The sequence below is a fragment of the Kribbella sp. NPDC006257 genome, from assembly GCF_040613535.1.
In the GTDB taxonomy this organism is placed as follows: domain Bacteria; phylum Actinomycetota; class Actinomycetes; order Propionibacteriales; family Kribbellaceae; genus Kribbella.
This window is the reverse complement of record NZ_JBEXSJ010000033.1, coordinates 41,064-63,017: the sequence shown is the minus strand read 5'-3', so window position 1 is coordinate 63,017 and position 21,954 is coordinate 41,064. Positions and strand designations below refer to the sequence as shown.

21 protein-coding genes are annotated in these 21,954 nt (G+C 67.0%); 8 read left to right on the top strand and 13 right to left on the bottom strand.

Going from position 1 to position 21,954, the window contains the following annotated elements; translation table 11 throughout:
- Positions 1-67: 67 nt before the first annotated feature.
- The gene (locus ABZ004_RS31240) at positions 68-427 is read left to right on the top strand and encodes a YciI family protein (RefSeq protein WP_355684675.1); all 360 of its coding nucleotides are present in this window, start codon (positions 68-70) and stop codon (positions 425-427) included.
- Positions 428-433: 6 nt separating this feature from the next.
- Here ABZ004_RS31240 and ABZ004_RS31235 read toward each other — a convergent pair whose 3' ends face one another.
- The 6 genes from ABZ004_RS31235 to ABZ004_RS31210 form a co-directional block, all read right to left on the bottom strand.
- Entirely contained in the window at positions 434-1,030 is a 597-nt protein-coding gene (locus ABZ004_RS31235) for a histidine phosphatase family protein (protein ID WP_355684674.1), read from the bottom strand.
- Positions 1,027-1,533, bottom strand: coding sequence for a GNAT family N-acetyltransferase (locus ABZ004_RS31230; RefSeq protein ID WP_355684673.1), 507 nt, complete (start codon positions 1,531-1,533; stop codon positions 1,027-1,029). The genes ABZ004_RS31235 and ABZ004_RS31230 overlap by 4 nt, the downstream gene beginning before the upstream one ends.
- A 61-nt stretch (positions 1,534-1,594) precedes the next feature.
- The gene (locus ABZ004_RS31225; RefSeq protein WP_355684672.1) at positions 1,595-2,515 is read right to left on the bottom strand and encodes a phosphotransferase; all 921 of its coding nucleotides are present in this window, start codon (positions 2,513-2,515) and stop codon (positions 1,595-1,597) included.
- Positions 2,516-2,643: 128 nt separating this feature from the next.
- The gene (locus ABZ004_RS31220; protein WP_355684671.1) at positions 2,644-3,171 is read right to left on the bottom strand and encodes a DinB family protein; all 528 of its coding nucleotides are present in this window, start codon (positions 3,169-3,171) and stop codon (positions 2,644-2,646) included.
- A 43-nt stretch (positions 3,172-3,214) separates the two neighbouring features.
- The gene (locus ABZ004_RS31215) at positions 3,215-3,886 is read right to left on the bottom strand and encodes an ABC transporter ATP-binding protein (RefSeq protein WP_355684670.1); all 672 of its coding nucleotides are present in this window, start codon (positions 3,884-3,886) and stop codon (positions 3,215-3,217) included.
- 5 nt (positions 3,887-3,891) lie between these two features.
- Positions 3,892-6,675 carry an FtsX-like permease family protein gene (locus ABZ004_RS31210; protein WP_355684669.1) on the bottom strand — a complete coding sequence of 928 codons (2,784 nt, stop codon included), beginning with the start codon at positions 6,673-6,675 and terminating at the stop codon, positions 3,892-3,894.
- Positions 6,676-6,793: 118 nt separating this feature from the next.
- Here ABZ004_RS31210 and ABZ004_RS31205 point away from each other — a divergent pair, with 118 nt between their 5' ends.
- Positions 6,794-7,435 carry a hypothetical protein gene (locus ABZ004_RS31205; RefSeq protein ID WP_355684668.1) on the top strand — a complete coding sequence of 214 codons (642 nt, stop codon included), beginning with the start codon at positions 6,794-6,796 and terminating at the stop codon, positions 7,433-7,435.
- Entirely contained in the window at positions 7,435-8,202 is a 768-nt protein-coding gene (locus ABZ004_RS31200; RefSeq protein ID WP_355684667.1) for a GNAT family N-acetyltransferase, read from the top strand. Before ABZ004_RS31205 ends, ABZ004_RS31200 begins: the two co-directional genes overlap by 1 nt.
- Before the next feature lie 388 nt (positions 8,203-8,590).
- Here the strand turns inward: ABZ004_RS31200 and ABZ004_RS31195 are convergent, their stop codons facing one another.
- Together ABZ004_RS31195 and ABZ004_RS31190 are read right to left on the bottom strand one after the other, a co-directional pair.
- The gene (locus tag ABZ004_RS31195) at positions 8,591-9,037 is read right to left on the bottom strand and encodes a GNAT family N-acetyltransferase (RefSeq protein WP_355684666.1); all 447 of its coding nucleotides are present in this window, start codon (positions 9,035-9,037) and stop codon (positions 8,591-8,593) included.
- A gap of 24 nt (positions 9,038-9,061) precedes the next feature.
- Entirely contained in the window at positions 9,062-10,579 is a 1,518-nt protein-coding gene (locus tag ABZ004_RS31190; protein ID WP_355684665.1) for a phospholipase D-like domain-containing protein, read from the bottom strand.
- A gap of 43 nt (positions 10,580-10,622) precedes the next feature.
- On the opposite strand from ABZ004_RS31190, the gene ABZ004_RS31185 reads away from it, so the two are divergent.
- Entirely contained in the window at positions 10,623-11,360 is a 738-nt protein-coding gene (locus tag ABZ004_RS31185; protein ID WP_355684664.1) for a hypothetical protein, read from the top strand.
- Here the strand turns inward: ABZ004_RS31185 and ABZ004_RS31180 are convergent.
- Positions 11,320-12,705, bottom strand: a complete 1,386-nt coding sequence (locus ABZ004_RS31180; protein ID WP_355684663.1) for an FAD-binding oxidoreductase — start codon at positions 12,703-12,705, stop codon at positions 11,320-11,322. The two genes, ABZ004_RS31185 and ABZ004_RS31180, sit on opposite strands and share 41 nt — an antisense overlap.
- Positions 12,706-12,885: 180 nt before the next feature.
- On the opposite strand from ABZ004_RS31180, the gene ABZ004_RS31175 reads away from it, so the two are divergent.
- Together ABZ004_RS31175 and ABZ004_RS31170 are read left to right on the top strand one after the other, a co-directional pair.
- Entirely contained in the window at positions 12,886-14,133 is a 1,248-nt protein-coding gene (locus ABZ004_RS31175) for a lactate racemase domain-containing protein (RefSeq protein ID WP_355684662.1), read from the top strand.
- 22 nt (positions 14,134-14,155) lie between these two features.
- The gene (locus ABZ004_RS31170; RefSeq protein WP_355684661.1) at positions 14,156-15,643 is read left to right on the top strand and encodes an NAD(P)/FAD-dependent oxidoreductase; all 1,488 of its coding nucleotides are present in this window, start codon (positions 14,156-14,158) and stop codon (positions 15,641-15,643) included.
- A 505-nt stretch (positions 15,644-16,148) separates the two neighbouring features.
- Here the strand turns inward: ABZ004_RS31170 and ABZ004_RS31165 are convergent.
- On the bottom strand, positions 16,149-17,522 hold the full coding sequence (locus ABZ004_RS31165) for a cystathionine beta-synthase (protein WP_355684660.1): 1,374 nt from the start codon (positions 17,520-17,522) through the stop codon (positions 16,149-16,151).
- A gap of 77 nt (positions 17,523-17,599) precedes the next feature.
- Here ABZ004_RS31165 and ABZ004_RS31160 point away from each other — a divergent pair, with 77 nt between their 5' ends.
- On the top strand, positions 17,600-18,613 hold the full coding sequence (locus tag ABZ004_RS31160; RefSeq protein ID WP_355684659.1) for an SGNH/GDSL hydrolase family protein: 1,014 nt from the start codon (positions 17,600-17,602) through the stop codon (positions 18,611-18,613).
- A 247-nt stretch (positions 18,614-18,860) separates the two neighbouring features.
- Positions 18,861-19,091, top strand: coding sequence for a DUF4287 domain-containing protein (locus ABZ004_RS31155; RefSeq protein WP_355684658.1), 231 nt, complete (start codon positions 18,861-18,863; stop codon positions 19,089-19,091).
- 285 nt (positions 19,092-19,376) lie between these two features.
- On the opposite strand, the gene ABZ004_RS31150 is transcribed toward ABZ004_RS31155, so the two are convergent.
- The 3 genes from ABZ004_RS31150 to ABZ004_RS31140 all read right to left on the bottom strand — a co-directional run bounded on the left by ABZ004_RS31150 (position 19,377) and on the right by ABZ004_RS31140 (position 21,842).
- Positions 19,377-20,216 (bottom strand): Bax inhibitor-1/YccA family protein, encoded by an 840-nt coding sequence (locus tag ABZ004_RS31150; protein WP_355684657.1) that lies wholly within the window; start codon positions 20,214-20,216, stop codon positions 19,377-19,379.
- 143 nt (positions 20,217-20,359) lie between these two features.
- Positions 20,360-20,908: a hypothetical protein gene (locus ABZ004_RS31145; RefSeq protein WP_355684656.1), complete on the bottom strand. Its 549-nt coding sequence runs from the start codon at positions 20,906-20,908 to the stop codon at positions 20,360-20,362.
- 193 nt (positions 20,909-21,101) lie between these two features.
- Positions 21,102-21,842: a DUF4118 domain-containing protein gene (locus tag ABZ004_RS31140; RefSeq protein ID WP_355684655.1), complete on the bottom strand. Its 741-nt coding sequence runs from the start codon at positions 21,840-21,842 to the stop codon at positions 21,102-21,104.
- Positions 21,843-21,954 lie beyond the last annotated feature (112 nt).

Here is a 21,954-nt window from a genome sequence, read left to right as displayed (position 1 = left end):
CGCGAGCGGCTGTTCGTAGTACAGGGTGAGAGGCGGCCGGTGGGTCGCTGGAGTTAGGAGTGGTGAGATGCCGAAGTATCTGATCTCGTTCGAGAAGGGGGCGATGGATCACATCGCCGAGGAGGACTTTCCGGAGGTGGGGAAGGCCGCGCATGCGGTGTGTCAGGAGGCGATGGACGCGGGAGTGTTCGTGTTCGCCGGCGGGTTGATGTACGACAACGGTGACGTTGAGCACGCGGTCGTCGACACGGACGGGACCATCACCGACGGGCCCTACCCGGAGAGCAAGGAACTCATCGGCGGCGTCATGATCGTCAACGTCCCCACCCGCGCGGAAGCCCTCGAATGGGCCGCGAAAACCGCCGCCGCCTGCCGCTGCGCCCAGGACGTCCGCAAGTTCATGTACGACCCCGAACAGGACGACTGAGCAGGTTCAGAGGCGAAGTTCTGGTGGGAAACCCGTCCATTGCAGGTTGGGGGGTAGGTGGGTCATGTCGTTGAAGAAGGCGACGGTGGCGGGGCGGTTGGGGGTGTAGCGGAGGACTGTCAGGGCGGCGTTGCAGTGGTTGAGAGTCAGCCAGCGCCACGGGGGTGCGTCCAGGGCGTGGCGGACGAGCCAGGCGATCAGGAAGTTGTGGGTGATGACCAACTCGCGCCTGTCCTCGTCCGTCGGGCCGGTGAAGCGCTCGATGGCTTGGGGGCCGAGCTCGGCGCCCGTAGCGATCTCATCAGGCGTGAACTGGGCAAGGAAGTTGAGTAATTCGTCGGCCGAGTCGGCTGGAAGTTCTGCCGCGGACGGCAGGTACGGGATGTAGTCGCCAGCCAGGTCCGAGCTCTGGAGCGGCACGTTGAGACCGAGCAGTTGGGCGGTCTCGACGGCTCGCGGCAGAGGGCTGTGATGGACAGCAGCGAACTGGACGCTCTGGAGTCGTTGGCCGAGGAGTTCGGCTTGGCGTCGGCCGTTCGCGGTCAGGCCGCTCTGGTCCGGTCGCGCTTCGCCGTGCCGCGCGAGGTAGAGGTACCTGGTCATGGTCGCAGCGATTTGGTGAACATGACGACGGCGTCATCGTCGACGCGAACCATCTCGCCGGGTGGAACCTGCTGGAGGTTGTAGAGGATGCCGCGGCCGTCGGGGATGTAGCCCCGGCGTACGTACATCCGCTGAGCCGTGCCGTAGTCGGCGTACAGACCGACGCCGAGTCCGACAACATCCGACCGCTCGGCAACGAGAGCCTCGGCGGCATCCATCAGACCGGAGCCGATCCCCCGCCGCCGGAACTTCGGCAGCACGTTGAAATCCTGCACCTCCGGCATCCCGTCGAACGGCTCGTACGGCGAGGTCCAGTTCACCGTGACATACCCGGCGAACTCGTCGTCGACCGTCGCCACCAGCACGCTCCGCACCCCTTCACGCTGCTGCGAAAGGTACTTCTCGTACTGCGAAACCGGCTTGTCCCACCCGATCTCGTCGAACGCCGCCGACATCACCCCCGGATCGCCGTCCCGCAAAGCCCTGATCGCGTACTCCCTCACGTCGACCTCTCCTCAGCTAGACCCGCCTTCGCACGCTAGCCCGCCCAAGCCCGGCACGTCCTCAGAATTTCCTCGCCAGTGCGGTCAGACGATCCAGCTTGCCGGGAAGTTCGACCAACAGTTCCCCGATGCTTCGTTCGACAGCCTCACTGTCCTCCATCCACCGAGGAGCCGCCATCCGGCCGAGCGACACCTGGACCCACTCGAACAGCCCTTGCAGATCGCGCCTTGCCACGCTGAGGAACAGATCGTCGCCGACCCAACCGATATCACCGCCCGCGTCCTTGTAGGCGCCCAGAATTCGTCGGATCGACTCCTCTTCGCCGGCCCCGAAGATGTACGCGGCTCGCCCAGCTTCGAGCGCCGCACTGTCGACCCGCACGCTGTCCCAATCGACCAGCACCTGCCCCGTCTCTGTCTTCAGCACGTTGTGGGTCTTGAAGTCGCCATGCGTCATAACGTTGTCCGAGGCAACTTCACCGACCTTCGCGATCCGCGCCGACAGCTCGAGAATCCGCGGCAAAGTCTCAACGGCACTTCCAGACCAGTACTTCGTACGCCGGTACGCCTCCGCGATCCATTCGTCCCAGCTCTCCCCCGCCCACACGGCGGCCCGCCACCACTCCGGCAAGCCAACCCGATTCAACGGCTGCAACTGATGCACTCGCGCCATCGTCTGCCCGAGCCAATCGGCGACATCGTCTTCTGGCCGAAGCTCCCGGTGCTCCACCCATCGATACACTCGGAACAGCCGGGCGTTGAGGCTGACAACCCAACCCAGTAAGGGATCCACGGGCGCGATTGGCTCACCCATGTCGATGCCGGCTTCAAGTGCGCGACGTTCGAAGGCCATCGCGACGTCGAGCTGATCGATCAGCCCGCCGTCCGCGAACTGTCCACCGGTCGTTGGCCAATAGCCCTTGACGAGGTAGCTGCCCTGCTCGGTGTCGAGTCGCCACGCGTCGGTGTCACCACGTCTCACCAGTGCAAGGTCGCGTCGCGGTTGCCCAAGATCAAAGGCGTGCGCGATGGCTTCTGCGGTTGGCGAGTACATGGGCCCCTCCGTACGCTCGGTCCACCGCCGAGCGTACGTCGTACTGGAAACCGCGCTCAGCCCATGGTTTTCTGGCCGTCGATGGCTTCGCGGATGATGTCGGCGTGACCGGCGTGCTGGGCGGTTTCGGCCGCGAGGTGGAGGAAGACCTGACGCACCGACCAGAACACACCCGGCGGCTGCCAGGGCGCCGCCGGCAACTCGTACCTGGCGTCGAGGTCGAGTGTGCGGACGAGCTCATCTGTAGCCGCCGCGACCTTCTCGTAGTCAGCCAGTACGCCGGCCAGCGTCTCACCCTCGACCAGCCGGAACTGGTTCTCCCACGCCACGATCATCTCCGGCGTGAACTCCGTAGGCCCGTCCGACTTGCTCCCCCCGGTCTGCGCGAAATCAGCCCAGTTCAACTCGACCGCCGTGACGTGCTTGATCAGCCCACCGACCGTCAACGCACTCACCGTACTGCGAGTGTTCGCCTGCTCATCAGTAAGCCCCTGCGCCGTATGCCGCAAGAAGTCCCGCCGCTTCCCAAGTAGCGCAAGAATGTCAGCCCGCTCACCCGAAAGCCCCTGCTCGTTCGTAGTCATACCCCGAGCTTAAAGACCATAGCGGCCACTTCCTGACCTCTACTCACACAATCCGTCCGTCTTGGAGGTGGATGGATTGGTTGCAGCGGGTGGCTACGTCTTGTTCATGGGTGGCTATGAGGATGGTCATGCCGTGGGTGTCGCGGAGGGTGAGGAGGAGGTCGATGATTTCGGTGGTGCGGGCCGAGTCGAGGTTGCCGGTGGGTTCGTCGGCCAGCAGGAGGCGGGGTGAGGCGATCAGGGCTCGAGCGATCGCTACTCGTTGCTGCTGACCGCCGGACAGTTGGGACGGCAGGGCGGTGTGGCGGTCGCCGATGCCGACGATGTCAAGCAGTTCGCGGGCGCGCTGTCGCTTGTCGAAGTCCACCCGGAAGGGGAGCAGCGGCGCGGCGACGTTGTCCTCGGCTGTCAGCGCGGGCAGCAGGTGATACCGCTGGAAGACGAACCCGACGGAGCGCCTGTACTCCGCCAGCGCGCGTCGGCCGAGCTTCGTGACCTCGACCTTGTCGACCAGCACCGAACCGCTGTCGGCGCGCTCGATCGCCCCGATCAGATGCAACAGCGTGGATTTGCCCGAACCGCTCGCTCCGGTCAACGCAACCGCAGTACCGGGCTCTATCCGCGCCGACACCTTGTCAACCGCAACCAGTTGACCAGCACCTGATCCAAAGGACTTGACCAGCTCCTCGACCACCACGACAGAACCACCAGACATCAAGCTCACTCCTCAGCCAGCAGAGCGGCGAGCGGCAGGCGTCGCAGCATCAGGGCGGGTACTACGGAACACAGCCCAGCCAGGAGAGTTCCAGCGACTGCAGAGATCACAGCAACCACGACGAGCGCAGTACTGACAGCACCAACGAACAGCGCAACACCAACCATCCCAAGCGCTGCCCCGGTGAAGGCACCGCCAACACCAATCCCTAGGCCTTCGTAGACAACCAACCGCAGCAACGCGCTGTCGGTCCAACCGGCTGCCCACAAAGCAGCGATCTCCCCTGCACGCTCCCGGACGTTCAGGTAGAGCACATCAGCGACAGCAACCACCCCAAGCAGCACGGTCGCAGCAGTCGCCGCCAGGTCAACCGGCCTAACTTGAAGAGTCACTGCATCACCCAGCAGTGAGCCGACGACCTGGTTGCGATACACGACAAGCACCGCGGCCAGAAGAGTCACAGCCGCGACGCCAACAGTCAAAGCCAGCATCGCGAGTAGAGCACGCATGGGCACTCTGGCGAGATTGGACATCGCAGTACCGAACAGCGTCCGGTGGTGCCGACTACGGCGTACGGACCGAACAGCCGGTACTACGGCTTCGGCCGGAGTCGCGCGTATCGCCGACAGCGTAGGAATAGCCGCAGCAAGCAATGCAAGCCCAAGCCCGATCGGAACCGCCAACACGGCTCTCCACAAAGGAACTGACAACCCAGCTAGTTCCGCGAGCGGCGTGGACATGAAGGCAGCCAGCAGTCCGCCCGCCAACCCGACCAACGCCACCTCACCAAGCAACCCAACAGCTAGGCGCCCCGGCGGCCACCCGAGACAAGCCAGTACTGCGAGTTCGCGCCGCCGATCGCGAACCGAGGCGGCCACGGCGTTGCCGAGGAAGACCGCGCACTCCGCCAGAATCAGCACCGACAGCAGCAAGCTCTTCCGATCCGCAGCGGCCAGGATCGTGACGGCAACCCCTTTGCGGGACCACAGCTCGGTCAGCGCGAGCTCCGGCCGCCCGAACTTCCCGGCCGGCAACATCAGCTCCTGCGGGGACGGTGACGAGCCGATCGTGATGTCGACGTCCAGCCCGGTCCGGCCGGCGATGTCGGCCGCCACCGCGCGCACCCGCTCCTGGCTGATTGCGTCCATTCCGGTCACGCCCGCCACCCGGACCCGGATGGCACTGATCGGCTCGGCGACATTCTCGAGCGGGAGCCTGGCCACCGCGGCGAGGTTCGTCAGGATCAGCGGTGGGCTGGACAGATAGCCGGCCGGGTTGCTCGTCGGCAGCAGCGGCCGGTTGCCGAGGATCCCGCGTGACCGGGCATCCGCGCCGTCGAGCCCGGGCGCCTGATAAGTCTCCAGTGGGACCTTCGCCAGCGGGGAGAAGCCGCGCAAGCGATTCGCGTCGAACCGCCCGACCGACTCGGCGATCGGCAGCGTCCCGGCGCCGTAGGAGTGTGTCCGTCCCGGCCGCAGCGGCCTGAACGCCTTGTCGAAGACGAACACAGGCGGCAGCCGGTACGAACCCTCTCCCTGCTCCCAGGTGTCCGGCCGTGGTGGCAGCACCTCCGGTGTCAGCCGCCCGGACGAGTCCACCTGGTACGACGGCGAGCCGGGTTGGTAGAGCAGAGCCAGGTTGGCGGACGTACGAGCCAGATCCGGCGCGGCACTCGATCGGAGCGGCTTGCCCACCGGCGTACCGGCTATTCGGGCAAGGGCCGGCACTACCTCTTCGTACTCGCGGCCGAGAACCGCCGGTGCCGCAGAGGGCAGCCGCTGAACCGCTATCTGGACCTGCTCGTCCAGATACGACTGATCGGCGATCATCGCGGGGACGGCCAAGTAGCGATCGTCGTAACCGTCCTTGGAGTGCGACTCGCCGCGGACGACCGGATCGTCGGTCGCCGACAGATACCGCCCGGCGACCGTCGCCTGGTCCAGCCCGACCAGCTTGGCCTCGGCGGCCGGGTCGATCGCCGCGGACAACATCAGCACGTTCCAGGTCACCCGCACGACCAGCCGGCCGACGGTCGTCCGGGGCAGCTGGAGCGCGTCGGAGTACCGGCCGTCGGCGTACCGCTGCCAGACCATCAATTCGGTCCGTTCGAGCTTCGTCGTTCCGTTGGCACCCGACGTCAGCGCGTTGCCGCAGATCGGGGTCCGGCGACGGCCCGGGGCGACCTCGAGGACGGAGTAGTCGCAGTTGGCGAACGGCGGCTTCTTCAACACGGTGCCGTCGGCGTAGATCGGGCCGGGCGGCTGCACGCCGACGACGATCTTCTCGCGATACAACGGGTTGCGGCTGAGGTAGACGTACTTCGGCGCATCGTCGATGACCGTGAGACCGCGGTCCGCGATCCAGGACGGGGTCAGCCGGAAGACCTGCTGGGTCGCGAACGGATCGACCTGATCGGTGAGGTCGACGAGTTGGTCGACCGTCGCGTAGGAGTAGCCGAGCATCGCGATCGGCGCGGCCACGTCGACGTCGCGAACGGCACGGATCTGATCGAGCTGCGCCATCGTGATCCCGCCGAACAATCCCGAGAGGTAGTTCGGCCGGACCAGGTTGTGTTGCTGCTCGAGCCCCGACCGAGCATCCTTCGGCCGAACCAGTACGTCGTACGCCGCGCGGTAGTTGGCGTCGACCGTCCCGGTGGTCCTCAGCTGGGACGTCTCGGCAGCACCACTCAACACCACGAACCCACTCGTCGCCGCCAGCACAGCAATCAGCAGAGCCACCGACCGGCGAACCCGTCCCCGCAACTGAGCAAGGACAAATCCGACCATCCACCAACTCTCGCACCCCGCAGGTCCACCCGCCTATGCGCGGCACAGCGGAGACTGACTGAGCTGCGGATTATCGTGTTGCTCATGATTGAGGAGACTGCTCGGGACGGGGTGGGCTGTGAGCTATGACCTGGCAGTCTGGGAAGGCGACTTGCCGCGTGATGACAAGGCTGCGGCGGGGGAGTTCGAGGAGTTGTACGAGCGGTACTTCGTGGAGTCGCCGCGGCGGGCGCATCCGGCGATCCGGGCGTACGTCGAGGCGCTCGTGGAGAAGTGGCCGGAGGATGGCGGCCCTTGGTCGACCAGCCCGCTGATCGACAGCGCGTCCGGGCCGATCGTGTACTTCTCGATGGTCTACAGCCGGGCGGGTGAGGTGTCCGAAGGTGCCGCGCAGTTGGCGGCGGAGCACGGGCTGGTCTGTTTTGACGCGAACCGGAGTGCTCTACGCGGGACGCACGAAGGTCTCACGGTGACCACGCAGTACGGGCCGGTTGCGATGCCCGCACTCTGGTTTCCCTTTGTGCTCAACGAGCTCCGTCAGTCCGATGGGTTCATCGTCGTCGGGCAGGGGCATTCCTACGCACAGGCTCGGAACGACGGCGGCACCTTGGTGCTGGAGTATCGCGAAGCAGGTGAGCACTTTCGGACCACCGGCGTACCGATGGATCAGATCGCGGATGCGTTGTCGCAATGGGCGGCTGGGCAGCACAGGTTCATCGCTCTTCACGCCTGGCAACGTCTCGAACTCAAGGATCAATGATGCGCCAGCGGGTACTGCAAGCAGCGAACGACTGGACCTGGATTCCACCGGACGCGCGGGACTACATCGAGGACGACTACCGGCTCACCATCTATCCCGACCGGACCAGCGTCCAGTGGTCCGCGACCGAGCGCCCGCTGGACAAGCTCATCGCCGAGGTCCGCGACCGCGCCCGGGGGACGAATCCGGTACTGCGCTGGTGGGTGAAGCCAGGCACCAAGCCGGACGACACGGCCGACACGCTCCTCGGCAACGGCTTCGAGCTGGTCGAGACCGTCGAGATCCTCGCGCGGCAACTCAGCAGCGCCGAGGAGATCGAAGCGGCCGTGAATCCGCCGAGCGAGGTCGACGTACGTCCGGCAGATACGCCGGATCTCCTCTACCTGGCCGGTCAGATCGACGCCGAAGTGTTCGACTGGCCGCCGCCCACTCCGGTGCAGCTCCAGCAGGAGAGCGACACGGCCGCCAAGGCCAAGGGCTCCCCCGGCACCGGCCGCTTTCTGGCCTACCTCCACAACCGGCCCGTTGGAGCGGCCGGCTTCACCATGACAGACGGCGTACTACGTCTGTGGGGTGGCGCCGTACTCGCCGAAGCCCGCGGTCGCGGCGCCTACCGCGCGCTGCTGGCGGCACGCTGCGCCCAGGGCATCCGGAAGGGCGCCGACCTCGCCCTGGTCAAAGGCCGAACCGGGACGTCGGCACCCATCCTGCGCCGAGCCGGTTTCACCTCGTACGGCATCGAACAGTGCTACCAGGAACGCCTGTGACCCCTGGTCAATTCGGCCGGCGAGGACGACTATCGAGCTGAAGCGTCCACAACGGGGTGGGGATCGAGATGTTGTTGGTTGTCGACGGCACCGGTGAGCTGGGTGGACGCGTCGTCCGCCTGCTCGGCGACCAAGGACACGGCCGCGGGCAAGGTCGCCGTCATCGGCAAGGGTGATACGCGGCAACGATAGATCAGCCAGGAGCCCAGACCGCTCGCCCGGCTCGCGGTCGGGCTGCTCGGCCGACCCAACGACGCACTGGCCTCGGTGTTCGGCGCCGGCCTGCTCCAGGACCTGCACGGCGCCGACTGGGACGACGGACCCCTTCGCCAACGCGGCATCGAGCCGCGCTCCACCACCACCTACCTCCAGGAACAAGCCCGCCAAGTCACCGAGGCAGACCGTCCGCGAGACGCAAGGTGATGAAAGGAATCGTGTCGCCCGGCAGCACATAGCGCTCGATCTCGACGAACCCATGCGACGCGGCGAAAGCAAGACCGTCCACGTTCGACGCCAGGACGATCGTCTCGACCGAATCCCCACCAAGCTGCCGAGCCCGATCCAGACCCCGCCGGTAGAGCACCTCACCGAAACCGCGCCGCCGGTACGCCGGGAGGATCCGCGCGATCACCGTCACCGCCGAAGTCTCCGCCGATGGCGGCCGAACCGTCGAGCAGCCAACCAGCACGTCGCCGTCATACGCGACCTCCAGCACATTCCGCCCGACCCGCTCGCGAACATCCTCCAGCGACAACGGATCGGTCGGAATGATCTCGTTGTGCACCAACTGCCAGTCGAGCATCAACGCTTCGCTGTCCACCCGCTCGATCCGCACCTTCGGCCCCTCGCCTGTCGACCTTCAGAACTCGCCCCGCCGCCGCATCGCCCGTGGACGACCGTCGGGATCATAGACGTGATCGCTCATGAACCGTGACCACACAGCCGTCAGCCCACGCACCGGCACCGGGCGGTGGACCCGTAGCTGACCAGTCGGCCGTGGACCTACCCGGCCAGCAGCATGCCAACCGTCCAACGCCGCCGCACTCTCAGCCCACTGAGCGAAGCCCTCCATCGGATCCAGCACCGGGTCCACGCCGAGATGCTCAGCCCACAGCTCGGACCGCAAAGACCGCGCGAGTCCTTCGCCGACCACCGCGCAGGTCAGCTCACTGTCGTTCGTCCAGGACCGCCGATTGAAGTTGTCCGACCCGCAGGTGAACCACTCGTCGTCGACCACACAAACCTTCGCATGCACATAGATCGGCACCCCCTCGGCATTCTCGAGGTTGTAGACGGCAACGCGATCAGGCGCCACCGCCCGCATCGCATTGATCGCCTGCAACTGCGCGTACCGAGCCGGTGGCCCGGTGATCCGCCCGTCCGAATCCGGATAGCGCGGCACCACCGCGATCACCCGCAATTCGGGGGCCCGCTCCAACGCCGTACAGATGCCCTCGGCAACCACTGTCGACCACAGGTACTGATCCTCGATGTAGATCAATCGCTCCGCCCGGCCGAACGCTTTCTGATAGGCCCGGGCAATGCTGTATTCACCTTTGACCGCAAAGGGAAATCCCGGATGCTTGTGCCCATAGGTCCGCAATACCTGTACGGCGTGCTGCCCTGCTGCCGGCGGATCCGGAAATGCCTCGGGTAGCGGTGAGGGATGTCTCGGCATCCGCGCCTTCCGCTGCACAGCGAACCGGTACGGCGTACGTCGGTCCAGCGGATGTGGATCGTCCCATCGCTCCACGAACGTCCGCAGCAGCTCACCGACCACCGGCCCGCGCAGCTCCAGCGCGACATCGTGCCACGGCGTCCGATCGCCGTACCGGGCATCCATCGGCGCCTGCTGCGGATCCCCCAGGTGACGGGCATCGTCGCGCCGCTGATGACTCAGATCGATCCCGCCGACGAAGGCGACATCCTTCGACGCGTCGCCCCGATGCCGGATCACGAACAGCTTCTGGTGATGCGAAGCCAACCGTCGTACCCGCTGATCGAGCAACACCTCCGCGCCGGCCTCGTTCAACTCCGTCCCGAGCAACTGGTTCTCCTGCGCATTGAACGACAGGTGATCCGAGTGCGACCGCCAGAGCAGACCCCGTACTTCGACGCCCGAGCGCGCCAGGTCGCAAAGCACCCGCCCCACCGAAGGACCGTCCGCGTACATCGCCTCGTCCGCATCACCACGCCAGTCGGTGAAGTACACCCGATCGCCGGACTCCAGCCCACACAGCTCGTCGTACAGGCGCTGAAAGTAGACCGCCCCGTGCACCAACGGCCGCACGAAGTTCCCCTCGGTCCACGACCCGCCGCGATCGATGGAAGTCGCGGGATTGCCGCGCTCGTCGGGAGTCAAGAACCAGGAGCTCACCCTGCACGGGTACCCGCGCAGAAACGGATGAGAGGGTTGCTGGATGGAGAAAAGAGCCGGGTGGTTGCTGACAGTGGGCCTGCTAGCGCTCACCGTGTGGACCACCGTGCTCGGCTTCCTGATGCCGAACTGGTTCGACGCGAGCGAGGACTGTGCGCTGCGGTTCGATCGCCCGGACAGCGGCGGGGTCGCAGTGGTCACCCATTGGTTGCCACCGACCGCAACCTGCGACTTCGGCGGGGGTGACGTGCGGCGTTTCATCTCGCCGGCGACGTCCGTCCTGCTCACCGCAGCCATGGTGGTGATCGCCGCGATCACGCTCGTCGGCCTGTACTTCACCATCCGTCGCTTCCTCGAGCCCGACGACGTGGTGCGCTCGGCCGAGGGCGTCGACCTCAAGGCCCGCTTGATCGCTCAGCTCGCCAGCGGCGCAGTCCTGTTCGTCCTGGCGATCGGCGTCTACACGGGAGCCAGCGCCTTCGCCATCATCGTCGGCGGCGCCTCCGGCGGATTGGTCTTCGGCCTCGCCGGTCTGATCATGGTCGCCGCATTGGGCGCCGCTCTGGATCGCCAGGTAGGCCCACTGCCGGCCACCCCACTGGAGTCCCGCCGCCGAGGTGCCACGGCCGGCCTCATCACCTTCGCCGGACTCTTCCTGATCACCGCAGTGACCGGCCGGATGCCTTTCTTCCGCATCTGGACAGCGCCTCTCGGCGCGGTCATCTACATCGCTGTCGTCCTCATTCAGTGGTCGCGGCGATCCAAGGTGATCGAGGCCTGATGTTCTGATTCAGGCGGAAGACGTTGTCCGGATCGAACGATGCTTTGACCCGCGCCAGCCGGTCGTAGTTGTCCTTGCCGTAGCCGGCGACGACGCGATCGTGGCCCTCGTCGCCGATGAAGTTGAGGTAGACGGCGCCGGTCGAGTACGGCCGCAGGTCGGCGCAGACGTTCTTCGCCCAAGCGATCCCGGCCGAATCATCGGCCGGCGAGGACCACACGCCGTACGACTGGACCACCCAGGGCGCAGTGCGGTGCGGCAGCGGCCACTTGTCGGCGTACCGGGAGACGGCGCCGCCCCACGGGCAGACGAGTTGCTGGGAGGTCTCCGGTGATGGCATCTCGACGGCCCGCGCGCTGAACACATCGATCGCCTCATCGGGCCACGACGCGAGATGCTCGGCTGACCAGTAGTTCCGTAAGCCCGGTGGATCATCGAGCGCGGACTGGACCTCGGCGTACGGCATCTCGGCGAGCATCATGCCGTCCGGAGCCAACGCGAGCACCGGCGCCAACGCCTCGCGCAGCTGGGCAGCGGATCCGGTGTAGGTCGCGGTCACCCCCACGGCCGGGCGGCCCTGCAACGACGCCGGCACGAAGTCCTTGCGAGGGGCGGCGGCGAAGAACACGCTGCCGCCGAGCTCATCCGGCGCGCCCTGCTCGAACAAGTCACGGTAGGCGCGGATCACCGTCGTACCGGCGTCCGCGGGCCAGAACAGCCGGGCGAGCGTCATTCCGGGCAGCGGATGCAGCCTGAGCGTCAGCGCAGTGGCGACGCCGAAGTTGCCGCCGCCTCCGTGCAGCGCCCAGAACAGCTCGGTGTTCTTGGTCTCGTCGGCGATCACCAGCTCGCCGTCGGCGGTGATCAGCTCCACCGACACCAGGTTGTCGCAGGCCAGGCCGTACTTCCGCTCCAGCCATCCGGAGCCGCCACCGAGCGTCAGCCCGGCAACACCGGTGGACGACACACGGCCGCCGGTGGTCGCCATCGCATACGGCCACGAGGCTCCGTCGACATCGGACCAGGTCGCCCCGCCGCCGGCCCGGACGAGCCGTGCGTCCGGATCGAGCTGGACGTTCCGCATTCTGCGTAGATCGATGACCAGCCCGCCGTCACTCACGCCCGTGCCGGCGACGCCGTGGCCGGCACCCCGGATCGCGATCTCGAGCCCTTGGCGTACGCCGTACCGGACGGCCGCCGCGACATCCGCGGCCGACTCGCAGAGCGCGATCACCCCGGGCCGCTTGTCGATCATCGCGTTGAACACGACCCGCCAAGCGTCGTACTGCGGGTCGCCCGGCCGCACCAGCACCCCACCGAACCCCTCGATCGGCCGACCGGCCATCGACCCTCCCCTGCCGCGAGCCCACCCCAGGCGAGCCTGATGCTGCCGTGCGGCGCCGACCCCGGTCAACGGCTCAGCACTGCGACCACCGGCCGCATCGACGGACCGACCGCTCACCCAGCGCGGCGATCCGGAGCCTGTAGGTTCTGCGGCAATCGTTTGCCATTTAGGATCGGCAGCATGACGACGACAGACGCGCGGCCGGTCGCTCTGCTGGGTGGAGCCGGCCAGGTGCTGGCCGAGGACGAGGTGCGGACGTTCGTCCGGGATGCGCTGGCCGGCGCCGGGCTCGACGGCCGAAGCGTCTGCGTGATCGTGCCGGACGCGACCCGGAGCTGCCCGCTGCCGTTGCTGCTGTCGGCGGTGCACCAGGCGCTGACCGGACGGGTGTCCCGACTGACCGTTTTGGTTGCCTTAGGCACCCATGCGGAGATGTCGGCCGCGGAGCTGACGACGCACCTGGGCGGCTCGTACGACGTACTCAATCACGAATGGTGGAAGCCGGAGACCTTCGTCGAGCTCGGCACGATCAGCGCCGAGCGGGTCGCGGAGATCTCGGGCGGGCTGCTGCACGAGAGTGTGCCGGTGCGGCTGAATCGCGCGGTCGTGGAGCACGACGTCGCGCTGGTCGTCGGGCCGGTGTTCCCGCACGAGGTGGTCGGGTTCTCGGGTGGCAACAAGTACTTCTTCCCGGGCGTCGCCGGTCAGGAGGTGATCGACCTGTCGCACTGGCTGGGCGCGTTGATCACCAGCGCCGACATCATCGGTACGCCGGGCGTGACGCCGGTGCGCGCGCTGATCAACGAAGCGGCCGCGCTGATCCACGCCGAGAAGCTGGCCCTGTCGGTGGTTGCCCAGTCCGGAACGAATGCCTTGCACGCCGTGGCTTTCGGCGACACCGTCTCCTCCTGGCAGGCAGCGGCCGAAGTCTCCGCGCAGACCCACGTCCGCTACCTCGACCAGCCCGTACGCCGGGTGGTCTCGCTGATGCCGCCGCGCTACCAGGACATCTGGACCGCCGCGAAGGGCTTCTACAAGGTCGAGCCGATCGTCGCGGACGGCGGCGAGGTCATCCTCTATGCACCCCACGTCACCCAACTGGCCGCGATGCACCCCGAGATCGAGCAGATCGGCTACCACTGCCGCGACTACTTCCTCGGCCAATGGGACACCTTCCGATCCCACCACTGGGGCGTCCTGGCCCACTCCACCCACCTCCGCGGCGCCGGCACCTGGTCCTCGTCGGCCGGCGAACACTGCCGCCTCACAGTCACCCTCGCCACCAGCATCCCGGAGAACGTCGTACGGGCCGCCAACCTGAACTATCTCGATCCCGCCGGCTTCGACGTGGCGGACTACGAGAACGACCCGGACACCTTGGTGTTGCCGAACGCCGGTGAAGTCCTCCACCGGCTGACAACGAGGTGACTCGCAAGTAATGTTCGCGAGCATGGCGCAGACCGAGGTTGTCGTGGTGGGGTCCGGGTTCGCCGGGCTGTGTATGGGGATCAAGTTGCGGCAGGCCGGGTGCGAGGACTTCGTCATCCTGGAGAAAGCCGACGAGCTCGGTGGGACGTGGCGGGACAACACCTATCCGGGGTGCGCGTGCGACATCCCGTCGTACCTCTACTCGTTCTCCTTCGAGCCGAACCCGCACTGGACCCGGATGTTCGCGCCGTGGGACGAGATCCTGGCGTATCTGAAGCACTGCGCCACGAAGTACGGGATCGCCGACAAGATCCGGTACGGCGCGGAGCTCACCGAAGCCGTCTTCGACGAGACGACCGGCCGCTGGACCGTCACTGTGAACGGCGACGAGACCATCGAGACGCAGGCCCTGGTGACCGGCGTCGGCAGCCTGCACCTGCCGAAGGTCCCCGACCTGCCCGGCCTCGACACGTTCACCGGCACGACCTTCCACTCGTCGCACTGGGACCACGATCACGACCTCACCGGCCGCCGGGTCGCCGTCATCGGCACCGGCGCCTCCGCCATCCAGTTCGTCCCGCGGATCGCCGAGCAGGTCGCCCACCTCGACCTCTACCAGCGCACCCCACCGTGGATCACCCCCAAGCCGGACCGCGCGATCGGCGCCCGCGAACGCGCCCTGCACGAACGCTTCCCGGCCGGACAGCGCGCGATCCGCAACGTCATCTACTGGGGTCTCGAAGCCCGCGGCGCAGGTCTCGCCGGCAACCCGAAGCTGGTCAAGGGCCTCGAACTCCAAGCCCGCCGGCATCTCCGCAAACAAGTGAAAGACCCCGTACTCCGGGCACAGCTGACCCCCGATTACCAGATCGGTTGCAAGCGGATCCTCATTTCGAACGACTACTACCCCGCACTCGCCCGCGACAACGTGGACCTGATCACCACCGGCATCAGCCGGATCACCCCGACCGGCGTCGTGACGACCGACGGGGTCGAGAACCCCTGCGACACGATCGTGTTCGGCACCGGGTTCGACGTCGCCGCCAACCTGACCCGGCTCCGGATCACCGGCAAGGACGGTGCCGACCTGGCCGACACCTGGAAGCAGAACGGGATCGGCGCCCATCTCGGCATCACCGTCGCCGGCTTCCCGAACCTCTTCCTGCTCACCGGCCCGAACACCGGCCAGGGGCACTCGTCGGTGATCTTCATGGTCGAGGCGCAGGTCCGGTACGTGATGCAGGCGCTCGATCTGCTCCGGCGCCGTGGCGCGACGTACCTGGAGGTCCGCGAAGACGCCCAGCAGGAGTTCGTCGGCAAGGTCCAGGGCGAACTCGACGGGACGGTCTGGCAATCCGGCTGCGACAGCTGGTACATCGACGACCAGGGGCGGAACTCCTACATCTGGCCGCACTTCACCTTCGCCTACTGGCGCCGGACCCGCCGGCTGGACCCGTCCGACTACGCCCTGGTTCGTTGGTCAGGGTTTCCCCGGGCAACCCTAGGATGAGCCGCCGGGGTCGTGACTACGACCATGGGATGACCCGAAGACAGGTCTTCAGGCCGATGTGACAACGCCCGGCGCGGGGCAATCTTGAGGCATGAACCTGATCCAGATCCTCAGCGCGGTCGCCATCGTCGCCGGTGTGCTCGTCACGGCCCTGATCGCCATCGTGCCGTCCGTCGTCGACCGCTGATCTCTCTTCTCCGACGCCCAGGTGCGCGTCCGGAGACCCGCGTCCGCAGAGCCTGTTCCCCCCGGCTCTGCGGACGTTCGCGTTTTCTTGCTCTCAGCAACAAAAGTAGGAGCATGAGGCAACTGGCTGCGACCGCGGGATGACGGCAGGACAGGTCCGCGGACCGATGTCCGGGCCTGCTTGCCGAAGGACTCTTGAAGTATGGAAATCCTTCAGATCCTCGGTACAGCAGGCATCGTGCTCGGCATCCTGGTCACGGTCCTGATCGCCATCGTCCCTACCGTCGTCGACCGCTAGGCCGCGCTTCCAGCCTTCGCTTCAGTCGATGGAGAGGTGCCCCAGCAGGTCCTGGCGGGTGAGGACGCCGACCGGCTTGCCGTCGTCCAGCACCATCAGCGCGTCGCGGCCCTCGAGCAGTTCGACCGCCTTGGCGACCGGCTCGCCCGCGCCGAGTGACGGCAGCGCCGGGTCCATGTGCTGCTCGACCATGTCGGCCAGCCGCGCCTTGCCGGAGTACAGGGCGTCCATCAGCGTCCGCTCGGAGACCGCGCCGGCCACCTCGGCCGCCATCACCGGCGGCTCCGCCCGGACGACGGGCATCTGCGATACGCCGTACTCGCGCAGGATCTCGATCGCCTCGGCGACCGTCTCGTGCGGGTGGGTGTGCACCAGCGGCGGCATACTGCCGTCCTTGCCCGCCAGCACCTGGCCGAGCGTGGTGCCCTGCCGCGCGTGCGCGAGGAATCCGTACTGCGCGAGCCAGTCGTCGTTGAACACCTTGGTCAGGTAGCCCCGGCCACCGTCGGGAAGCAACACAACGATCACCGCGTCGGGATCATCGAGCTCCTTGGCCAACCGGATCGCCGCGGCCGCCGCCATACCGGCTGAACCGCCGACCAGCATCGCCTCTTCGCGTGCCAGCCGCCGGGTGACGGCGAACGACTCCGCGTCGGAGACCTCGATGATCCGGTCGCAGATGGTCTTGTCGTACGTGTCCGGCCAGAAGTCCTCGCCGACGCCCTCGACCAGGTACGGCCGGCCGCTGCCGCCGGAGTACACCGAACCCTCCGGGTCGGCGCCGATGATCTGCACCTTGCCGCCGGAGACCTCCTTGAGGTACTTGCCGGTGCCGCTGATCGTGCCGCCGGTGCCGACACCCGCCACGAAGTGGGTGATCTTGCCCTCGGTCTGCTCCCAGAGCTCCGGGCCGGTCGACTCGTAGTGCGAGATCGGGTTGTTCACGTTGGCGTACTGGTTCGGCTTCCAGGCGCCCTCGATCTCGCGGACCAGCCGGTCGGAGACGTTGTAGTAGGAGTCGGGGTGCTCCGGGGCGACCGCGGTCGGGCAGACGACCACCTCGGCGCCGTACGCCTTGAGCACGTTGCGCTTGTCCTCGCTGACCTTGTCCGGGCAGACGAAGACGCACTTGTAGCCCTTCGCCTGGGCAACCATCGCCAGCCCGACGCCGGTGTTGCCGGACGTCGGCTCGACGATCGTGCCGCCCGGCTTGAGCTCACCGGAGGCCTCCGCGGCCTCGATCATCCGGACCGCGATCCGGTCCTTCACCGAGCCGCCGGGGTTGAAGTACTCCACTTTGGCGAGCACGAGCGGCTTGGCACCGTCGGTCGTCCTCGTGAGCCGCACCAGCGGGGTGTTGCCGACCAGGTCCAGGAGAGATTCTGAGTAGCGCACGAATCTCACTGTATGGGACAGCGTGGCGATCCCCCTATTTCGCTTGCTTCGAGGTCACAGCGTGTAATCCTTGACTCATGAGTAAAGCCCGGGCCGCGAAGCGACTGGCCCAGGCCGCAGCTTTCGGGGGCGGGGGGCTCGGACTCATCGGGGCGATGCTGTACGGCGTACTGAGCGCGGAAGCTGAGTACGCCAAACGACTGATCGGGCCGATGAGGTACTACCCCACCCGGGGCGACGGCTTGTACGGCCGCTATCCAGGACATCCGATCACGTTGGCCATGATCGGCGATTCCAGTGCCGCCGGATACGGCACGTCCTCCCCCGACGAGACGCCCGGCGTCCTGCTGGCGAGCGGCCTGGCCGAGCTCGCGCAGCGACCGGTCCGGCTGGTCGACGTCTCGAAGACCGGTGCGAAGTCGATCGATCTGGCCGGGCAGGTGGACACCGCGCTGCTTGCGGGGCCGCATGTGGCGGCGATTCTGATCGGCGTGAACGACGTGAAGGCCCAGGTGCCGCCGTCCGCCTCGGTCCGGCTGCTGGACAGCGCCGTACGCCGGTTGCGCGCCGCCAACTGCGAGGTCGTCGTCGGAACCTGCCCGGATCTCGGGGTCGTCCGGCCGATCATGCCGCCGTTGCGCCAGGTGGCACGGACCTGGAGCCAGCGACTCGCCGCGGCCCAGACGATCGCGGTCGTCGAGGCCGGCGGGCGGACCGTCTCGATGGGGTCGCTGCTCAGCGAAGCCTTCCGGACCAACCCGTCGATGTGGGGACCGGACAATTTCCACCCCTCCGTCACCGGGTACGCCGCTGCGGCTGCTGCCTTGCTCCCGTCGGTCGCTGCTGCCGTCGGTGTCGGGACCGAGTCGTTCGCCAACCTCGAGTCGTTCCGCGGCGAGGCGGTTCTCCCGATCGCCGAAGCAGCCGTCCAGGCAGCCCGGACCGCGGGCACCGAGGTCGCCGCCGCCCAGGTAGCCGGCAACGACCAAGGCCCCCGAGGCCGCTGGGTCCACCTCCGCCACCGCCGCCGCCACCCCAAGCCCGAGGTCGACCGCATCGACGACGCGACCCCGATTCCAGCGGCCACGTAAATCCGCCCTTTGCGTCACCCCAACCACAGGCAGAAGAAGGCCGGGAAGCCTGCTGTGGAGAGATCGTGTCCGCGCCTACCCACCGCCTTCCCTCACCTCGACCACAATCGATGGAGGCGCGGGAACCCTGCCTGTTGGGCGATTGTGTGTCCGCTGAGCGATGACTTTCATCAAGAGGGGCTTGATTGCGGCCTTCTCCTGGTGCACAGTCGATAACTACGCATTACCCCGCTGACGGGAGGCGAAGATGGGCCTTAACCACTCCGAGGAGACGCACCAACGTCTGGTGGAGAAGGTGCCCCAGTGCACCGGGCGTGAGATGACCGAGTGGTTCAGGCTGATGAACGACGGACCGTCGTTCCTGCGCTTCGACGACAGGGTGCGGTGGCTTTCCAGCGAGTACGCCCTCGCTCACGGGCACGCCACAGCCATCGTCCACGAATACGACCTGGTCAAAGCGCACCGGCGTATGGGCTGACGAGCCGAACGGAGAATCTTTCAGCAGAAAGCCTGCCCTTTCAGGTGGAAGGGCAGGCTTTCTCTGCATCTCCACCCCCGCCTCTCGTACGACGCGATCCCCCAAACCCCCACTCCACAAGGCATCTCAGGCATCCGGCGCGTCCCGTGCACCTCAGGCACCCGATGTAGCCCGCGTACCGGCGTACCGGCGTACCGGCGTGAAAATACTGTGCGGGAAAGGCAACAGCCCGGCTCTCCGTTGGGAGAGCCGGGCTGTTGCTTGGGGCTAGTAACTGCTCGGGTGCTAGTTGCCGCGCAGGATTGCGAGGATGCGGAGCAGGTTCCAGTACAGCCAGACCAGCGTGACGGTCAGGCCGAACGCCGCCCGCCAGGCCTCGTTCTGCGGGGCTCCGGCGCGCACACCCTGCTCGATCATGTCGAAGTCGAGGATCAGGTTGAACACCGCCAGACCGGCGCCGATCGCGGCGAACAGCAGACCCAGCGGGCCCATGCCGGAGATGCCGGTACCGATGCCGAACAGGCTGAGCACCAGGTTGATCAGGATCACGCCGGCGAAGCCCATCGTCGCGACGACGACCATCCGGGTGAACCGCGGCGTGACCTTGATGTTGAAGTACTTGTACGTCGCGAGCGTCAGCCCCGCCGTCACCATCGTGGCCAGCACGGCCTGGACGACGATCGTCGGGTCACCGACCCAGTTCGCGATGAACTTGCTGCCGATCCCGAGGAACGCACCCTCGAGCACCGCGTAGACCATCACCAGCGCGGGGTTGATCTTCCGCGCGAACGACAGCACCATCCCGACCACGAACGCACCCAGCAGACCGGCGAGGAACACCGGCGTCACCAGGCTGGTCGGAACCGCCCACCACGACACGGCGGCGGCCGCGACGACCACACCCAGCGTCACGGCGGTCTTGACGATGACGTCGTCCAACGTCATCGGACGGCTGGCCGCCGGCGCCCCCTGGTACTGCTGGGGCGGCATGCCGGGTCCGCCGTACTGGCCGGGTTGACCATAGGGACCGGGCTGGCCGTACGGAGCCGCCCCGGGGTAAGCCTGGCCTTGGCCAGGCGCAAACGCACTCGACCGGTTCAGCACCGGGTTACTGCTCCTCTGCATGCCATCCTCCAGATGACCCAACTGTCGACCCACTGTGGGCCGTGCTCAGATACTACGGGCCCACCCTTAACAACGCCTGAGGATCAGCTAGGTGTTCCCCAACCGGAACCCCGCGCACGCAAACGGTTGCGCAACCCAACCGTCTACAGCCAGCTCAGGCGCTCCGGCGGCAACGGCAGAGCCCCCTCATAGAGCCACCCGAAGCTCCGCGGCCACGCCTTGCTCTCGGCCAGCCCCCGGAGCGCGCCCTGGAACACCTCAGCCCCCATCAAGTCGGCGAGCCGCCGATCCACCCGCCGCATGAACCGCCGGTTCCAGAACCACTCGTAACTCGACCAGGCCACCGGAATCGCCACCACCGCCGCCAGAATCGCCGGCCACACCCCCACCACGAAGCTCAACAAGATCCCCAGCACCACGATCGGCACCCCGATCACCAGCGGCAGCACCTGCCGATGCCTGGCCAACCCCAGCTGCACCATCACGTATTCCTGCAGAAACACCAGATCCAGCACACTCCCGCGCAACGCGGCCCCTTCAGGCGTCACATACATCACCACACCGGACGAACTCCGCAGCTCGAGGGCGACGTAGCGCCCCTCCCGATCCGACTGCGCCTTCACCACCTCCGGCATCGCGAACCCAGCCCGAATCGCCATCCCCACCGCCCGCTGCCCCACCTCGTCATCCATCACCCGCCAACCCTGCCCCATCCCCCCACCCCTAACCACCCATCCCGGCGCGCCGCCCGGTCCGACCCTTCGCGCAGGGATCAGGCCGCGTTGACCAGGCGGGTGCGGAAACCGGAGCAGCGCCGTACTTGTATGGGCAAGTACGGCGCCGGAGCCGGTGACCACCCGGGAGAGGTTCTTCCCGCAGGCCAGGTCAGGGGGTTGCGTGTTCGGCGGCCAGGGCGGCGCCGACCTGGTCGGCTAGGGCTACGGCGACCAGGCGTTGTTCGAGGTCGGGGCGGGTGATGCGGGCGGCCGCGGTGAGCAGGAAGCGGCCTTTCGGCGTACCGGCGTGTTGCACGACCAGCTCGATCTCCGCGTTCGTGGGCAGCCCGTCGCGCTCGACCTTCAGCGGGTGACCGCCGCGCGAGACCGAACCGTCATGGTTGAGCTGCGGTGCGTTCGTACGCTTGCCACCGGCAACGAACCGGCACTGGTCGATCTGCAGTACTGCGACCAGCTCGGCCGTCACCTGTTCGATCAGGTCTTCGGTGGACGAGCCTTGCGCGGCAGCGTTCGATGCGGTGAGAACCCCGTCCAGGTAGCCTTTCTGGCGACTCGCCCGTGCTTGTTGCCGACGGCCCCAGATCGCGATCTCGGTGACCGCGGCGCCGATCACGACCAGCAGGATCGTGGTCTCGATGTCGTTGCCGTCGTCGATCGTCAGCCGGTTGTACGGAACGGTGAGGAAGAAGTCGAACCACACCGCGCTCGACACCGCCGCGACCACGCCGGCCGGCCGGATTCCGACCGCAGCTACGGCGACGATCAGCAGCACCAGGAGCAATGCCGCGTTCGCGTTGTCGAAGCTGTCCCGGAACGGACTCAGCACCGCGCAGACCACCAACGGCCCCAGCACGGCGCCGGTCAACACCTGACCACGGTAGGTACTCACGTCTCCATTGACGCGCGCCGCACCCGCGCAATCAACGTTTCCGCCTCAACTCTGTCCGCTCTCTCACAGCCGCGCGACCGCCCACCAACAGCCGGTGGATGTTTTCGAAACA

Bases quoted from the DNA above. Each gene is read 5' to 3' on its own strand.
- ABZ004_RS31170 (WP_355684661.1), top strand. From the start codon at position 14,156: ATGGCGCAGACCGAGGTTGTCGTGGTGGGGTCCGGGTTCGCCGGGCTG.
- ABZ004_RS31185 (WP_355684664.1), top strand. From the start codon at position 10,623: ATGGAGAAAAGAGCCGGGTGGTTGCTGACAGTGGGCCTGCTAGCGCTC.
- ABZ004_RS31180 (WP_355684663.1), bottom strand. From the start codon at position 12,705: ATGGCCGGTCGGCCGATCGAGGGGTTCGGTGGGGTGCTGGTGCGGCCG.
- ABZ004_RS31145 (WP_355684656.1), bottom strand. From the start codon at position 20,908: ATGGATGACGAGGTGGGGCAGCGGGCGGTGGGGATGGCGATTCGGGCT.
- ABZ004_RS31150 (WP_355684657.1), bottom strand. From the start codon at position 20,216: ATGCAGAGGAGCAGTAACCCGGTGCTGAACCGGTCGAGTGCGTTTGCG.
- ABZ004_RS31240 (WP_355684675.1), top strand. From the start codon at position 68: ATGCCGAAGTATCTGATCTCGTTCGAGAAGGGGGCGATGGATCACATC.
- ABZ004_RS31210 (WP_355684669.1), bottom strand. From the start codon at position 6,675: ATGGTCGGATTTGTCCTTGCTCAGTTGCGGGGACGGGTTCGCCGGTCG.
- ABZ004_RS31215 (WP_355684670.1), bottom strand. From the start codon at position 3,886: ATGTCTGGTGGTTCTGTCGTGGTGGTCGAGGAGCTGGTCAAGTCCTTT.
- ABZ004_RS31220 (WP_355684671.1), bottom strand. From the start codon at position 3,171: ATGACTACGAACGAGCAGGGGCTTTCGGGTGAGCGGGCTGACATTCTT.
- ABZ004_RS31155 (WP_355684658.1), top strand. From the start codon at position 18,861: ATGGGCCTTAACCACTCCGAGGAGACGCACCAACGTCTGGTGGAGAAG.
- ABZ004_RS31235 (WP_355684674.1), bottom strand. From the start codon at position 1,030: ATGACCAGGTACCTCTACCTCGCGCGGCACGGCGAAGCGCGACCGGAC.
- ABZ004_RS31175 (WP_355684662.1), top strand. From the start codon at position 12,886: ATGACGACGACAGACGCGCGGCCGGTCGCTCTGCTGGGTGGAGCCGGC.
- ABZ004_RS31160 (WP_355684659.1), top strand. From the start codon at position 17,600: ATGAGTAAAGCCCGGGCCGCGAAGCGACTGGCCCAGGCCGCAGCTTTC.
- ABZ004_RS31200 (WP_355684667.1), top strand. From the start codon at position 7,435: ATGCGCCAGCGGGTACTGCAAGCAGCGAACGACTGGACCTGGATTCCA.